Annotated in this window: 20 protein-coding genes; 8 read left to right on the top strand and 12 right to left on the bottom strand. The window is 62.3% G+C overall.

Annotated features, from left to right (window positions below; genetic code table 11):
* Nucleotides 1-3: 3 nt before the first annotated feature.
* Together rpoZ and folK are read right to left on the bottom strand one after the other, a co-directional pair.
* Nucleotides 4-363 carry a DNA-directed RNA polymerase subunit omega gene (gene rpoZ / locus HAT86_RS08040; RefSeq protein WP_167195556.1) on the bottom strand — a complete coding sequence of 120 codons (360 nt, stop codon included), beginning with the start codon at nucleotides 361-363 and terminating at the stop codon, nucleotides 4-6.
* Nucleotides 364-738: 375 nt separating this feature from the next.
* On the bottom strand, nucleotides 739-1,305 hold the full coding sequence (gene folK / locus HAT86_RS08035) for a 2-amino-4-hydroxy-6-hydroxymethyldihydropteridine diphosphokinase (protein ID WP_167195553.1): 567 nt from the start codon (nucleotides 1,303-1,305) through the stop codon (nucleotides 739-741).
* Nucleotides 1,306-1,448: 143 nt separating this feature from the next.
* Here folK and HAT86_RS08030 point away from each other — a divergent pair, with 143 nt between their 5' ends.
* From HAT86_RS08030 to HAT86_RS08005, 6 genes are all read left to right on the top strand, one after another.
* The gene (locus HAT86_RS08030; RefSeq protein ID WP_167195550.1) at nucleotides 1,449-2,021 is read left to right on the top strand and encodes a LabA-like NYN domain-containing protein; all 573 of its coding nucleotides are present in this window, start codon (nucleotides 1,449-1,451) and stop codon (nucleotides 2,019-2,021) included.
* A 45-nt stretch (nucleotides 2,022-2,066) separates the two neighbouring features.
* The gene (locus HAT86_RS08025; RefSeq protein WP_167195547.1) at nucleotides 2,067-2,519 is read left to right on the top strand and encodes a YqaA family protein; all 453 of its coding nucleotides are present in this window, start codon (nucleotides 2,067-2,069) and stop codon (nucleotides 2,517-2,519) included.
* A 63-nt stretch (nucleotides 2,520-2,582) separates the two neighbouring features.
* Nucleotides 2,583-3,533, top strand: coding sequence for a 4-hydroxy-3-methylbut-2-enyl diphosphate reductase (ispH, locus tag HAT86_RS08020; protein WP_167195544.1), 951 nt, complete (start codon nucleotides 2,583-2,585; stop codon nucleotides 3,531-3,533).
* A complete protein-coding gene (locus HAT86_RS08015) occupies nucleotides 3,530-3,982 on the top strand; it encodes a DUF3429 domain-containing protein (protein WP_167195541.1) in 453 nt (150 codons plus the stop codon). The genes ispH and HAT86_RS08015 overlap by 4 nt, the downstream gene beginning before the upstream one ends.
* 86 nt (nucleotides 3,983-4,068) lie before the next feature.
* Complete coding sequence (gene rnhA, locus HAT86_RS08010) at nucleotides 4,069-4,536, top strand: ribonuclease HI (protein WP_167195537.1); 468 nt, start codon at nucleotides 4,069-4,071, stop codon at nucleotides 4,534-4,536.
* A complete protein-coding gene (locus tag HAT86_RS08005; RefSeq protein WP_167195534.1) occupies nucleotides 4,533-5,156 on the top strand; it encodes a trimeric intracellular cation channel family protein in 624 nt (207 codons plus the stop codon). The genes rnhA and HAT86_RS08005 overlap by 4 nt, the downstream gene beginning before the upstream one ends.
* A gap of 57 nt (nucleotides 5,157-5,213) precedes the next feature.
* Here HAT86_RS08005 and HAT86_RS08000 read toward each other — a convergent pair whose 3' ends face one another.
* The 5 genes from HAT86_RS08000 to def (HAT86_RS07980) form a co-directional block, all read right to left on the bottom strand.
* Nucleotides 5,214-5,468 (bottom strand): GlsB/YeaQ/YmgE family stress response membrane protein, encoded by a 255-nt coding sequence (locus tag HAT86_RS08000; protein ID WP_167195531.1) that lies wholly within the window; start codon nucleotides 5,466-5,468, stop codon nucleotides 5,214-5,216.
* 82 nt (nucleotides 5,469-5,550) lie between these two features.
* Nucleotides 5,551-5,793 (bottom strand): hypothetical protein, encoded by a 243-nt coding sequence (locus HAT86_RS07995; protein ID WP_167195528.1) that lies wholly within the window; start codon nucleotides 5,791-5,793, stop codon nucleotides 5,551-5,553.
* 15 nt (nucleotides 5,794-5,808) lie between these two features.
* Nucleotides 5,809-6,717 (bottom strand): methionyl-tRNA formyltransferase, encoded by a 909-nt coding sequence (gene fmt / locus HAT86_RS07990; protein ID WP_167195525.1) that lies wholly within the window; start codon nucleotides 6,715-6,717, stop codon nucleotides 5,809-5,811.
* Nucleotide 6,718: 1 nt separating this feature from the next.
* A complete protein-coding gene (def, locus tag HAT86_RS07985) occupies nucleotides 6,719-7,213 on the bottom strand; it encodes a peptide deformylase (RefSeq protein WP_167195523.1) in 495 nt (164 codons plus the stop codon).
* A 4-nt stretch (nucleotides 7,214-7,217) separates the two neighbouring features.
* Nucleotides 7,218-7,742 (bottom strand): peptide deformylase, encoded by a 525-nt coding sequence (def, locus tag HAT86_RS07980; RefSeq protein WP_167195520.1) that lies wholly within the window; start codon nucleotides 7,740-7,742, stop codon nucleotides 7,218-7,220.
* A 93-nt stretch (nucleotides 7,743-7,835) separates the two neighbouring features.
* Here def (HAT86_RS07980) and HAT86_RS07975 point away from each other — a divergent pair, with 93 nt between their 5' ends.
* Nucleotides 7,836-9,008: a MalY/PatB family protein gene (locus HAT86_RS07975; RefSeq protein WP_167195517.1), complete on the top strand. Its 1,173-nt coding sequence runs from the start codon at nucleotides 7,836-7,838 to the stop codon at nucleotides 9,006-9,008.
* Between the two features lie 57 nt (nucleotides 9,009-9,065).
* The gene (locus tag HAT86_RS07970) at nucleotides 9,066-9,596 is read left to right on the top strand and encodes a DUF3833 domain-containing protein (RefSeq protein ID WP_167195514.1); all 531 of its coding nucleotides are present in this window, start codon (nucleotides 9,066-9,068) and stop codon (nucleotides 9,594-9,596) included.
* A 14-nt stretch (nucleotides 9,597-9,610) separates the two neighbouring features.
* Here HAT86_RS07970 and HAT86_RS07965 read toward each other — a convergent pair whose 3' ends face one another.
* From HAT86_RS07965 to cbiE, 5 genes are all read right to left on the bottom strand, one after another.
* Entirely contained in the window at nucleotides 9,611-9,961 is a 351-nt protein-coding gene (locus HAT86_RS07965; protein WP_167195510.1) for a hypothetical protein, read from the bottom strand.
* A gap of 83 nt (nucleotides 9,962-10,044) precedes the next feature.
* Nucleotides 10,045-10,818, bottom strand: coding sequence for a precorrin-4 C(11)-methyltransferase (gene cobM, locus HAT86_RS07960; protein ID WP_167195506.1), 774 nt, complete (start codon nucleotides 10,816-10,818; stop codon nucleotides 10,045-10,047).
* Nucleotides 10,819-10,852: 34 nt separating this feature from the next.
* The gene (gene cobJ, locus HAT86_RS07955) at nucleotides 10,853-12,658 is read right to left on the bottom strand and encodes a precorrin-3B C(17)-methyltransferase (RefSeq protein WP_167195504.1); all 1,806 of its coding nucleotides are present in this window, start codon (nucleotides 12,656-12,658) and stop codon (nucleotides 10,853-10,855) included.
* Complete coding sequence (cobI, locus tag HAT86_RS07950; protein WP_167195500.1) at nucleotides 12,649-13,350, bottom strand: precorrin-2 C(20)-methyltransferase; 702 nt, start codon at nucleotides 13,348-13,350, stop codon at nucleotides 12,649-12,651. The genes cobJ and cobI overlap by 10 nt, the downstream gene beginning before the upstream one ends.
* 79 nt (nucleotides 13,351-13,429) lie before the next feature.
* Entirely contained in the window at nucleotides 13,430-14,635 is a 1,206-nt protein-coding gene (gene cbiE, locus HAT86_RS07945) for a precorrin-6y C5,15-methyltransferase (decarboxylating) subunit CbiE (RefSeq protein WP_167195495.1), read from the bottom strand.
* Nucleotides 14,636-14,688 lie beyond the last annotated feature (53 nt).

Raw genomic sequence — 14,688 nt, 5'->3', positions numbered from 1 at the left:
GGCTCAGCCCTGACTTTGGGCTTCCATCAGGGCGCGCAGCAGCTTTTCTTCCGACATATCATCGTCGGCTGCGGGCTTGTCCGGCTCTCCGCCCCCCATCAGCAATGCCATCGAATCCTCTTCGGGTTCGTCGACTTCGATCTGGGTCTGATTCGATTCGATCAGACGCTCGCGCAGATCGTCCGCCGATTGGGTCTCTTCGGCGATTTCACGCAGGGCGACCACCGGGTTTTTATCGTTGTCGCGGTCCACGGTCAAAGGCCCCCCGGCCGAGATTTCGCGTGCTCGGTGCGCTGCAAGCATCACAAGCTCAAAGCGGTTGGGAACCTTATCGACGCAATCTTCTGTGGTAACGCGGGCCATAGGACCTCCGGTAAGTCGTCTGCAGAAGTCGGTTGTCTAAGACTTTATGACAGGATTTACAAGCAAAGAATCACGCGCTTTGGCCTTGCTGCAAAGGTGACCGCACAACACCGGATTCAAGGCCCAGCCGGGCCGCTTCGGCTTGGTCCAGACGCACCGAGAATGGATCGGAAATCCATCGCGATTGTTCAGGGCATTATTCGGCAGCGCTGTCTTGCCCATGGCCCTAAGTCCCGACAAAAAAGTGACAGGCAGGCGCGGATCCGGTTGCGGCATTCGGCGATACTATTTTGGCGTTCCTGGTATGGTATCGCATGACATTCAGCGGTTGCTGAAACGCAAACCCAAAAATACTCGTCTGCCGCAAACATGAGATCAAAGAGGCACCACCTCGGCCCGCACCTCTTGCGGCAAAGCATCCCGCATTTGGCACACGGTTTGGCCCGACACTGGATGCCGCCAATCGGGGGCGACATCGGCCAAAGGCACAAGGACAAATGCCCGATCCTGTATCCTTGGATGTGGTAAAATCAGCGTTTCGGGTGCCTCTTGTGTCTGACGATCAAGCGGCAGATCACGCCAAGCGCGGTAGGTTCGCAGATCGGGCAAAACCACATCACCGATAGCGATCAGGTCAATATCCAGCGTTCGCTGCCCCCATCGGCGCACGCGTTCACGCCCGAAATACGCCTCGACCTCGTGTAGCATGGAGAGGATATCTTGCGCAGCAGCATCGCAGGTTAGCCGCGCTGCCGCATTCACATAATCGGGCCCTGCACCCGCCGGAAAACAAGGGGTTTTATAAAACCGGCTCACCGCCTCTATCGAAGCGCCCACCTGCTTTAATCGCTGCAATGCAGCATGTAGTGTCTGGGCTGGTTCCCCGTGCTCGGACGGTATGTTCGCGCCCAAAGCGATCAACATTTGCTGGCCTGCGCTCATTATTACCCTATCCTTATGCACAATGTTATTTTAGTTGCGCTTGAAGCCGAAAGGCTTACGTTGCGCGTCCATCTCCGTCCGAAACCCACTCACTGAACATTCAATTACGGGCGGGACAAGCCAATTTAGAAGGACATTCTAATATGTTTTACAAGGACGAACGGCTTGCGCTGTTTATTGACGGGTCCAATCTCTACGCTGCGGCGAAATCGCTCGGTTTCGACATCGACTACAAGCTACTGCGGACAGAATTCATGCGCCGCGGGAAACTCCTGCGTGCGTTCTACTATACCGCGCTTTTGGAAAACGATGAATACTCGCCGATCCGCCCATTGGTTGACTGGTTGAATTACAACGGCTTCACCATGGTCACCAAACCGGCCAAGGAATATACAGACAGTCAGGGCCGCCGTAAGGTCAAAGGCAACATGGATATCGAACTGGCGGTCGACGCGATGGAACTTGCCCCGAGGGTTGATCACATCGTCCTATTCTCGGGCGATGGCGATTTCCGCCCACTGGTCGAAAGCCTGCAACGCCAAGGCGTGCGCGTTTCGGTGGTGTCCACAATCCGCAGCCAGCCGCCGATGATCGCCGATGATCTGCGCCGTCAGGCTGACAATTTCATCGAATTGGAAGACCTCAAAGACGTAATCGGCCGCCCCCCGCGCGAGTTTTCACCAGCCCGCGACGAAAGCTATGCCGATCAGGCTTGATCCGGCCATCAGCCCTCGCACCCCAGAAGCCCGGACAGGCAGCCGATGACCGCTGCCGATCTGGGCGTCATCGGCGAACTGGCGCTGATTTTTGCAGCCGCCTTCGGGGCGGCTACAATCTTGCCGTTCCAATCCGAAATCGTCTTCGTCGGGCTGCAACTGGGCGGCACGATATCTGTGACCCTGCTGATCGTCGTTGCCAGTCTGGGCAATGTTCTGGGGGCCGTGGTCAACTATATCATGGGTCTGTGGATCGAACATTTTCGCTACCGGCGCTGGTTCCCCTTCACCCCGGCGCAACTGGCGCGTGCCCAAGAATGGTATGCGCGGTGGGGTGTCTGGACTTTGCTGCTGAGCTGGGCTCCGTTGGGCGATGCCTTTACGGTCATTGCCGGACTCCTTCGTGCGCCGCCTTGGCTGTTCTTGCTTCTTGTCACCATCGCCAAAACCGGACGTTATATCGTGCTTGCATGGCTGACCGCCCAGACCACAGGCTGACCAAGATCACCACTGGACGCCGCGCCTCTCACGTCTTACCTCTCTGTCAACCGGAGGGATCGCATGACCAAACCGCCCCTGACACTGTACCTAGCCGCCCCGCGCGGGTTTTGCGCGGGCGTGGACCGCGCCATCAAGATCGTGGAACTGGCCCTGCAAAAATGGGGCGCACCGGTCTATGTGCGGCACGAAATTGTGCATAACAAATACGTGGTGGACGATCTGCGCGCCAAGGGTGCCGTCTTTGTCGAGGAACTGGACGACTGCCCCAATGACCGCCCGGTGATCTTTTCCGCCCATGGCGTGCCCAAATCGGTGCCCGCCGAGGCCGCCAAGCGCGAAATGCTTTATGTCGATGCCACCTGCCCGCTGGTCTCAAAAGTGCATATCGAGGCCGAACGCCACGCCGAGGCAGGCCTGCAGATCATTATGATCGGCCATGCCGGCCACCCAGAAACCATCGGCACCATGGGCCAATTGCCCGACGGAAACGTGCTGCTCGTCGAAACGCCTGCCGACGTGGCCGCGCTTGATGTGCGCGACCCGACCAAGCTGGCCTTTGTCACGCAAACCACCCTGTCTGTCGATGACACCGCCGAGATCGTCGCAGCGCTTGAGGCACGCTTTCCCGCCATCAAAGGGCCGCACAAGGAAGACATCTGTTACGCCACCACAAACCGGCAAGAGGCGGTCAAGGCCATGGCCCCCAAGGCCGACGCGATGCTGGTTGTCGGCGCGCCCAATTCCTCAAACTCCAAACGTCTGGTCGAGGTGGGCCGCCGCGCCGGATGTGGATACTCGCAACTGGTGCAACGCGCCGCCGATATCGACTGGCGCGCGCTGGATGGCGTCCGCTCGATTGGGATCACCGCCGGCGCCTCGGCCCCCGAAGTGCTGGTGAACGAGGTCATCGACGCGCTGCACGCGCGCTATGACGTGACCACCGAGACCATTGAAACCGCAAAAGAAAATGTCGAGTTCAAAGTGCCCCGCGTGATGAGGGAACCCGCATGACGCAGATCCCCCGCGCCCCGCTGATCTTGGGGCTTGCTGGCCTGATCCCCTTTGTCTGGGGCGCGATCACCGTGCTTCTGCCCGATCTGGCGATGTGGACGGTAGGTACGATCGGCCCCCGCTTTGCCGGGCCCTATGTGATGTTGTTTTACGGCGCAGTGATCCTGTCGTTCATGTCCGGCATATTATGGGGCTTTGCCAGCAAGACAACCGGACCACAGGCCGCCACCGGCTATGCGTTGTCGGTCATCCCCGCACTATGGGCCTTTTTCATGACAGGCGGCGGGCCAACCTCATCCGGTCTGAACCTGATCTTCGGATTTGCTGGACTGCTGGTCCTAGACTGGCAGTTCAGCCGCTGGGGCCTTGCCCCCGAGTGGTGGATGCCGCTGCGCCTGTTGCTGACCGCCGTTGTCGTGGCCTGTTTGGTCATCGGGGTGTTCTTCTGATCCCGCCCGACTTGACACCGCGACCAGCACACCGCAACACGACATCCATGACCATCCAACATCCCTTCCCGCAGATAGGTTGCCCCATGGCTAAACTCATCGCCTATACCGACGGAGCGTGTTCTGGAAATCCCGGCCCCGGCGGCTGGGGCGTGCTTTTGCAGGCGGTAGAAAACGGCACCGTGATCAAAGAGCGCGAACTCAGCGGTGGCGAGGCCGAGACCACCAACAACCGGATGGAGCTTCTGGCCGCGATCACCGCGCTGGAAACCCTTGCCAAGCCGTCGGCGCTGACCATCATCACCGACAGCGCCTATGTGAAAAACGGTGTCACCGGCTGGATTCACGGCTGGAAGCGCAATGGCTGGAAAACCTCCGCCAAAAAACCCGTCAAGAATGTCGACCTGTGGCAACGCTTGGATACGGCCCAACACCGCCATCAAGTGACGTGGGAATGGGTGAAAGGCCATGCTGGCCACCCCGAAAACGAACGCGCCGATGAACTGGCCCGCGCAGGCATGGCGCCGTTCAAGCCCGGCAAATCCGCCACATGACCGCGCTGGCGCTTCTCGATTACGCCTCGGTTCTGGTGTTCGCCCTGACCGGCGCATTGGTGGCGTCGCGAAAACAACTCGATATCGTGGGCTTTGCCTTCGTCGCCAGCTTGACGGCGGTTGGCGGCGGCACCCTGCGCGACGTGTTTTTGGATCGCAACCCGGTCTTCTGGATCGCCAATCCCAACTACATACTGATCGCCTGCACCGCTGCCCTGCTGATCTTCTTCACCGCGCATCTGGCCGAAAGCCGCTACCGCTGGCTGACATGGCTGGACAGTTTTGCGCTCGCTGTGGCGGTCGCCGCCGGGGTTGCAGCCGCATTACAAATGCTGCAACCGGGGCCGATCGTGGTGATCATGGGGGTGGTCACCGGCTGCTTCGGCGGGCTGATGCGCGACGTGGTCTGCAACGAAGTGCCGCTGGTCCTCAAACAAGGCGAACTTTACGTCACGGCCGCCCTTGCAGGCTCAGTCGCTGCCGTGTCGCTCACCCGCCTAACCGACGACATGACGCTGATCCTAGGGCTCTGCGCCGCGCTGACATGGGTGTTGCGCGCGGGCTCCATTGCCTTTGGCTGGCGCCTGCCAAACTACAAATCGCGCGCCCCGAAAAACTGACCCCGCCTTCATTGTTCCCCAAATACTCGCGCCGCAGGCATCGCCCGCAAGGGCGATTCACCGTTTCCGACCGCCACGCCCGGCGACATAGGTCTGATACAGCCAGATCAGCAAAAGCGCCCCCAGAACTGCGCCGATCAATCCGCCCAACAGTCCGGCGACGGTCGCCAAGACCTGCAACACAAACCCACCGATCAAAGCCCCGGCGATACCGATGGCGATGGTGGTGATGATATCCGTTTCAAGCTTCATCAACCGCGTGGCCAGAAACCCGGCCGCCGCGCCGACGATGATCAGGTAAATCACACTCATTCATTGGTCTCCTGTGCTTTTCCGGCCCGCGCCATCGCCACTCATGCGCGGCGCGCCGCAAGGCGCGACAAGCAGGCCCGGCTTACCGTCTGCGCCGCCAATGGGTGGGCACGATGATCAACGCGCCAATCGACGACAAGATCGCATCCACGCCCGGCGCGCCGATACTCAGGCCAAACATGATCCGGACGAAATAAAAGACAAACGCGCCGCCGATACAAATGATGATCGACTGCAAGATGCCGTTGCGCGTGAACCCGGTTTTCTCGGACAGATACCCGACGATCCCAGCCACAACCACCGTTCCGATCAGCGTGGGAAACATAAGCACTCTCCTATACTACAGGCGCGTTCCAACCGGCAAAGGCAGACCCAGCAGAAAGCTTTGCGCATCCTGCGCGCCCTTGCCAGCCCGTTGCAACCGCAAAAGCCGCACAGCGCCAGTGCCACAGGCCACCGTCAGCGCCGCGTCCAGCACCTCGCCGGGCGCGCCGGCCCCCTCGTCGGCCAGTTCACTGGCCAAAAGCTTGATGCGCGTGCCGTCGACCTCGCACCATGCGCCAGGAAAGGGCGACAGCCCGCGAATATGCGCATCCACCTCGGCCGCAGGCCGGGTCCAATCCACCCGAGACTCGGCCTTGTCGATCTTTTCGGCATAGGTCACGCCGGACTCGGGCTGCGGGTCAGGCTCCAGATCGCCCAGCCGATCCAGCGCCGCGACAATCGCCCGCGCCCCCATCTGCGACAGCCGATCATGCAGCGCGCCGGTGGTCTCGCGCGGGCCAATCGTCGTGGCTTCGCGCAGCAAGACCGGCCCGGTATCCAGCCCCGCCTCCATCTGCATGATACACACGCCGGTTTCGCGATCCCCGGCCATGATCGCGCGGTGAATGGGCGCCGCCCCGCGCCAACGTGGCAACAGGCTGGCATGGATGTTCAGGCAACCATGCTTTGGCGCATCTAGGATGGCCTGCGGCAGGATCAGCCCATAGGCAACCACCACCGCCACATCGGCATTCAGCGCGGCAAAATCGGCCTGTTCGGCCTCGCCCTTCAGGCTGACCGGATGGCGCACCTCCAGCCCCAACGCCTCGGCGCGCGCCTGCACAGGTGTCGGGCGAGCTTTCTTGCCGCGTCCGGCTGGTCGCGGCGGCTGGCAATAGACGGCGGCCACCTCGTGCCCGGCCTCTACCAGCGCTTCCAGCACCGGCACCGAAAACTCGGGCGTTCCCATGAAAACCACCCGCATCTCAGCCTACCTTTCGCGCCTTGCGCAATAGAATGTCACGCTTCACCTTCGACAGACGGTCAACATATAATCGCCCGTTCAGATGATCGATCTGATGCTGCACCGAGGTGGCCCACAGCCCGACAAAATCACGCTCTTCCATCGATCCGTCTTCGTTCAGAAACCGCACCGTCACCGCACGCGGGCGTTTGACGATGGCCGAAACGCCGGGCAGGTTGGGGCTGGCCTCTTCGTGCGACCGCAATTCGATGCTGGCATGCAGGATTTCGGGGTTGGCCATGCGCACCGCCTGCCCACGCTCGGCGCTGGCATCCACCACAGCCAGACGTTGCATCACCCCGATCTGCGGCGCAGCAAGGCCGACACCGGGCATCGCCTCCATCGTGTCGATCATATCGGCCCAGACGGCACGTATCTCATCAGTGATCTTCTCAACAGGCGCAGCGACCGTTTTCAGCCGCTTGTTCGGCCAAGGCAGGCAGCGCCGCACAGCCATCCGCTCAGGCCCTCGCCTTGGCCTGTTCGCGCTTCAGCTTTTGCATCTTGCGGGTGATCAACTGCCGCTTCATCGGGCCAAGGTAATCAATGAACAGCTTGCCGTTCAGATGGTCGATCTCGTGCTGCACACAGGTGGCCCACAAACCATCGAATGTCTCGGTTTGCTCGTTCCCGTCGCGATCGATCCACCGCACGTCCACGGCCTCGGGCCGCTTGACCTCAGCATATTGATCGGGGATCGACAGGCAGCCTTCCTCATAGACACTCATCTCATCCGAGGACGCCACGATCTCGGGGTTGAACATGATCAGTGGGCGGGGGGCTTCGGCCTCGTCCTTGACGCAGTCCATGACGATCAGCCGGTCCATCACGCCCACCTGCGGCGCGGCCAGCCCGATACCCGGCGCGTCATACATCGTTTCCAGCATGTCATCCGCCAAGCTGCGCAACTCATCCGACAGGTCGGGCACGGCGGCGCACAGTTTTTTCAGGCGCGGGTCGGGGTGGATCAGGATCGGGCGTTTCATGCGGCATCATTTAGGTCATCGCCCCGCAATCCGCAACGCCTCTTGCGCCCGACGCGCAAATCACTAGCCTGCCCGCATCGCAAGGAGATGCCCATGAATTTCGACCGCCCGATCGACCGCCACAACACCCACTCCCAGAAATGGGACATGATGGAAAAGATCTATGGTGTGCCCTCGGATGGTGGCATCGCGATGTGGGTGGCCGATATGGATTTCCAGCCGCCGCACTGCGTGTCGGCTGCGCTTCAGCGCATGGTCGATCATGGCATCTACGGCTATTACGGGGATGAGCGCAGCTATCTTGCCGCAATTGGGTGGTGGATGGCCGAACGCCACGGCTGGAAAATCGACCCCGACTGGGTTTTCACCACACACGGCCTGGTCAATGGCACCGCCATGTGTGTTGACGCCTTCACCGATCCGGGCGACGGCGTTGTCTTGTTCACGCCGGTCTACCACGCCTTTGCCCGCATCATCAAAGCCGCCGGGCGACACGTCGTGGAATGCCCGCTGTCCAACGCAAACGGCCGCTATGAAATGGATTTCGCCGCCTATGACGATATCCTCGACGGCTCGGAAAAACTGCTGATCCTGTGCTCGCCGCACAACCCCGGCGGGCGCGTCTGGACGCGCGAGGAGCTGCAAGGCGTCGCCGATTTCGCCAAGCGGCATGACCTGCTCCTTGTGTCCGATGAAATCCACCACGATCTGGTGATGCCCGGCCAAACGCACACCCCGATGCCGCTAGCCGATGACAGTATCCTTGACCGTCTGGTAATGATGACGGCCACGACCAAGACCTTTAACATCGCCGGGGCGCATCTGGGCAATGTGATCATCCCTGATGACGCGCTGCGCGCCCGCTTTGCCACCCGCATGGCTGCCCTTGGTCTATCGCCCAATTCCTTTGGGCTGGTGATGGCCGAGGCCGCGTATTCCCCCGAAGGTGCCGCATGGGTCGATGAACTGACCCTCTATCTGGACGGCAATCGGCAGGTTTTTGACAAGGCCATCAACGCTATTCCCGGCCTGCGCTCGATGCCGCTTGAGGCGACCTATCTGGCATGGGTCGATTTTTCCGGCACCGGGATGGACCGGGCCGAGTTTACCCGCCGGGTTGAACAAGACGCGCGCATCGCCGCCAATCACGGCCCCACCTTCGGCACCGGTGGCGAAGATTTCTTGCGCTTCAACCTCGCCACCCCCCGCGCTCGGGTGAAAGAGGCCGCCGAACGCCTGCAACAGGCCTTTGCCGATCTGCAATAAAGCCTTGCCGCGCCGCGCGATCAAGATACCTCGGTGGTATAAAACTCGGAGGCCTCAATGATCCGCAAAGCACTTGCCCTTGCTGCCCTTGCGCTACTGGCTGCCTGCTCTGGCCGCCCCTCCCTGACCGATCCGCCCCTCAGCGACCAAGACTTCGAACTGCAAGAGTTTTTCGATGGCCGCACCGTGGCCCACGGCCAGTTCCAAGATCGGTTTGGCACTGTGCGCCGCCGCTTCGAGGTTGTGATCGACGGCACGTGGGATGGCGACACCCTCACCCTCGACGAAGATTTCACCTATGCCGACGGGACCACCGAACGCCGCGTCTGGACACTGCATCAGACCGGGACGGAAACATGGGAAGGCACCGCGCCGGGGGTAATCGGCACCGCCACGGGCCGCGAGCAGGGGGACACCTTCAACTGGGCCTATACCATAGACCTGCCCGTGCCTGACGGCACCCTGCGCGTCAGTTTCGACGACTGGATGTGGCAACTGTCCAAAGACCGCGTGCTGAACCGCGCCTATATGCGCAAGGCCGGCGTGACCATCGGCTCGGTCATCATCATGTTCGAAAAACAGCGCTGATCGGCGCCACAGGCCTAAGCCTTTTCGATCAACGCCACCGGGGCTTGCGGGTCGCGTTCAAAATCCACCGGTTGCGTCTCACGGGCATCGGTGGCGCGCTTCAATTCAAAGCGCATCTCACCGTTTTCTTCCTCCGAAGCAACGATCAGGCAGCGCGACAGGTGTTTCGGCCCGTCATACAGGTCAACCAACCCCCGCAAATGCGGCGCGCCATCCGCCTCGACCGCAAAACCACCCTGCCACGCGCGCAGGACTGGATACGTCTCATCTCCCGCCTGCACCCGAAAGCGATTGCTGCTTTGAACGGCCCGCTTGCGTGCTGCGTCAAGTCCGGCTTGCACATCGGGCGGCAAATAGGTGGTCATGGCGCGGCCTCCTGAAGAATCACTTCTTCAGTCTGTGACAGGAAGGCATGACGATCACGTAAAACTTTCTCGACCGACGCAGCTTATACGCCCGCTGTCGCTTTCGGGCGCAAGACGTGCGGCTGTGCGGGATCATACAACGCGCTGTCCTTAAAGTCACTGATTTCGCCCAAAACCGGCCCCACCATGATCAAGGCGGTGCGCGTGATCTTTTCGTCGCGGACCTTCAGCCGGATATCGGCCAGCGTGCCGCGAATGAACATCTGATCGGGCCAGCCAACGCGATAGGCGACCACCACAGGGCAATCCGCGCCATAGTGCGGGATCAGCACCCGCTCGATCTCGCGCAGGGCACGCACGCCCAGATGAATGGCCAGCGTGGTCCCCGTGCGGGCAAAATTCTCCAGCGTCTCGCCATCCGGCATCGAGGTTGATTTCATCGACACCCGCGTCAGCACGATAGATTGCGCCACCTCGGGCACGGTCAGTTCTTGCCCCAAGGCGGCGGCAGCGGCCGCATAGGCGGGAACGCCGGGAATGATCTGATAGTCGATTCCATCGGCGCGCAACCGCCGGATCTGCTCGGCAATCGCGCCATAAAGCGACGGGTCGCCCGAATGCACCCGCGCCACATCCTGCCCCTTATCGTGGGCCGCGCGGATCACCGCATGCGTGTCCTCCAGCGTCATCGGTGCGGTGTCCATGACCAACGCCCCCTCGGGCGCACAGCCCACCACCTCGGCAGGCACCAGCGACCCGGCATACAGACATACCGGGCATTCCCCGATCACCCGCTCGGCCTTCTTGGTCAGCAATTCAGGATCGCCCGGACCCGCGCCAATGAAATAAACCGTCATGCCACTGCCCCTGTTTTCATTGTTCCAAAAATACTCATTTCCCGGCCTGTGCAGCCAGATCACCGTCGATCTTGCGCGCATAGCCGCGCGGCGTAAACATGCGCGGCCCCTCGCCCAACTGCGCCAATCGCGAGTTGCTTGAGCCGACCAGAACCACTGTCAGCATGTCCACCTCATCAACCTGCAAATCCTCCAGACGGCGATAGCGCACATGCTCTTCCGGACGCCCAAGGGAACTGGCCAACATCACCGGCGTATCCGCCGGGCGGTGCTGCAGCAGAATGTCGCGCGCCTCGGCCAGCAATGTGCGCCGGGTTTTCGACACCGGATTGTAGAACGCGATCACGAAATCCCCCTCGGCGGCAGCGTGTAAACGGCGCAGAATATCATCCCGCGGGGTCAACAGATCAGACAGCGAAATTGTGCAGAAATCATGCCCAAGCGGCGCGCCTGCGCGGGCCGCTGCCCCTTGCAGCGCCGAAACACCGGGGCTGCACACCACGTCGACGCGATGCGCGGCATCGCTGACGCCCTGCGCGTCGGCCCCGCGATCCAGCAGTTCGAACACCAGCGCGCCCATGGCGTAGATACCGGCATCACCGGAACACACCAAGGCCACGTTCTTCCCCTTAGCCGCCTGCTCCAGCGCATAGCGACAGCGCGCCTCTTCCCCGCCCAGCGGGAAATCGCTGCGCGCCTTGCCCGCCGCCAACGGCCCCAGCAGGTCGATATACAGGCCATAGCCCACAAGTTCCTCGGCCTCAGCAACAAGGCGCGACACTTCGGGCGTGCGCCACGCGGCCTGTCCGGGGCCGATGCCAACCACGCTCAATCGCCCGCGCGCGCGCCCCGGCATCTCGGTAATCGGGGCGTCGCTGCGCGTCACAGCGCAGGTGGCATTGGCGGTCTTGCGCTTTTCGACCACCAGATCACCGCCACATGCCAGCGCGGCGCCTTCGCTGACGCCGTGGCACCCCACCTCGGCAAGAACCACATCCGACGGGTGGGCCAGCCGGTCGGCATGGGCCTCAAGCTCTTCCGCCGTGAACAGCCGCAGCGGCACACCCAACCGGGCCGCTACCTCATTCATCGCGGGTTCATCGGCTTTCAGGTCAATCGACGCCACACAGGCCACTGCGCCGGGCGCGATCCCGGCCTCGGCCAATGTTTCTTGCACCAGCCGCCATAATTCATCGGGATCACAGTTGCGCGCGCAGCCAACGCCAAGCGCAAAGCGCTGCGGATGATAGACCAGCCGCGCAGCACCACCCTCGGCGGGCGCGTCGCTCACGCACAATTCCACCACTCCGCCCTGATCCTCAAGGCCGAAAATATTCTCACCCGCAATCTTTACGCCCTGCCCATCAAGCAGCGCCGCCATCGCCGCCTTGGCATCTTCGGGATTGGCCAGCCGGTAGCCTGCGGGCGGGGCATCCAGTGCCACGCCCATCGCCACGTCACCCGCCGTTGTCACTGCCGCCACGGCCTCCAGACCTTCGGCAATCTCGGCGGCCAGACGGTTCGCGCCCCGATGCCCGCCCAGTAGCGGCACCACGACCGATCCATCGTCACTAACGGATACAACCGGCGGCTCCGCCCGCTTGTCCGCCAAAAGAGGCGCCACCGCACGGATCAAAATACCGCTGGCACAAACGCCCACGATGGGCACCCCGGCGGCAAACAAATCGCGCGCATGATCAAGCGCATTGGGAAAATAGGCATCCGCTTTTTCCACACGCCCCGCGCGGCCATGCACCTGCGCGCCCAACCGGGCCGCCACGCGATGCGCCACCTCTTCACCTGACCGGCTCAGAGCCAGAACAACCGGTTTCAAAGCCATGGATCGGCCCCTTTCGTCAGCAAGATCATCGAAAAATAAGGTGCCTTTTCCGGCGCCTCGGACAGCGGACATACCACTTCGTCTGGCAGGCTGGCGCGCTCGATATACATGGCGCGCTCCATCAGGCCCAAATCCCCGATCACCGCGCGGATTTTCTCCAGATGTCGACCGACCTTCATGATGGCCACGCTTTCCGCACCGTCAATGCGCGCCCGCAACTCAGCCTCAGGCAACGGCCCCGGTAGCACGGTCAACCGCTCATTGCGCGCCGCCAGCGGCATCCCCGCCCGCGCCGCGCAAGTGGTGATCGAGGTGACGCCCGGCACAACCTCCACCCGGTACTTGTCCGCCAAACGGGCAAACAGATACATGAACGAGCCATAGAAAAACGGATCGCCCTCGCACAGGCAAACCACATCATCGCCCTGATCCAGCGCCGCAGAAATCTGGGCCGCACCGGTGTCATAGGCCGCCTGCGCCGGGCCGCGCGCAACCGTCATCGGCACATCCATCACGATCTCCCGCGCGCCCTTGGCGATCACACCGGCGGCGATAGACCGCGCGAAACTGGCCCCGCCCGCAAGGCTGGGATAGGCCACCACCTGCGCACCGGCAATCAACCGATGCGCCCGCAGCGTCATCAAGTCCGGATCGCCCGGCCCAAGCCCGACACCATACAAAACGCCGCTCATCGCCCGTGCCCCATCTTCATTGTTCCCAAAATACTCCCGCCGGAGGCTCCGACAGCCGCCACCCGGCACTGTCCATCGCTCATCGCTTCACAAGGCTCCACTGGGTCACCGGCATCAAGGGCCGCCAGCCGGTCAGCCCACCCACCGGTTCGGCCCGGTTGACCGACAGCTTCACCAGCTGCCCGCCAAATTCCTTGTGCAACGCCAAAAGCAGCGCCTCGCTTTCCAGCGTGACGGCATTGCACACCATACGCCCCAAGGGCCGCAGCGCAGCCCAGGCTGCGTCAAATGTCTCACGGCTCAGGCCGCCACCGATAAACACGGCGTCGGGGGCCGCCAGGCCGTCCAAGGCCTCGGGCACGCGCCCGTCGATCAGGTCCAGCTTGGGCGCGCCAAGGGCCAGCGCATTGGCCGCCGCCAAAGCGCGTCGATCGGCGCGCGGCTCAATCCCGATGGCACGGGCATAGCGCGCCGCGCGCATCCATTCGACCGCAACCGAGCCACAGCCGGTGCCGATATCCCACAAAAGCGCCCCGCGCATCGGCATTAACTTGGCTAGCGTGGCGGCGCGCACCTCTTGTTTGGTCATCGTGCCATCATGGCGAAACAGATCATCCGATAGCCCCGGCACGCGGGGCAGCAAAGCGGCATCCGGCGCGGCGATACACTCGACCGCCAGCGTGTTGAAGGCGGGCACCTCATGATCCCAGCCTTCGGCAATCCCGTCAAACCGTGCTTCGGTCTCGCCGCCCATATGGGCCAGCACCGTCATCTTCGAGCGGCCAAAGCCACGCTCGGCCAGAAAAGCGGCAATCTGGCCCGGCGTGTCCGCCCCCGTGGTCAGGATCAACAGCCGCGCATCGGGTTGGATAAAGGCAATCATCTGCTCCACCGGGCGGCCATGCACGGTCAGGGTTTCAACGTCTGCAAGGCTCCAGCCCATGCGCGCCGCCGCCAACTGAAAGGCGGATAATTGCGGGTGATAGGTGATCTCGGCGGCGTTGAGTTCGCGTCCGATCCGCGCCCCCACTGAAAACCACAGGGGATCGCCGGTGGCCAGCACGACAACCCGTTGCCCGCGCAACCCATTCAAGGTGTCGATCAAGGCATCAAACGGCGACGGCCATGCGATACGCGTGGCACCGACGCCCTGCGCCAGAACGTGATGCCGCTCGGCGCCCACGATCACCTCGGCGGCTTCGACAACAGCACGCGTGGCGGGCAACAAGCCGTCCAGACCATCCTCGCCAATGCCAACAATATGCAGCCACGGATCAACCGACATCGCGCGCCCCTTTTTTGCACGAGGGTCTTGCGCGGCGCGCACGCCAGAGCGCG

It is taken from the genome of Roseovarius gahaiensis, assembly GCF_011601345.1.
In the GTDB taxonomy this organism is placed as follows: Bacteria; Pseudomonadota; Alphaproteobacteria; order Rhodobacterales; family Rhodobacteraceae; genus Roseovarius; species Roseovarius gahaiensis.
Note: the sequence above shows the minus strand (reverse complement) of the source record. Positions and strands in the feature narration are given on the sequence as shown.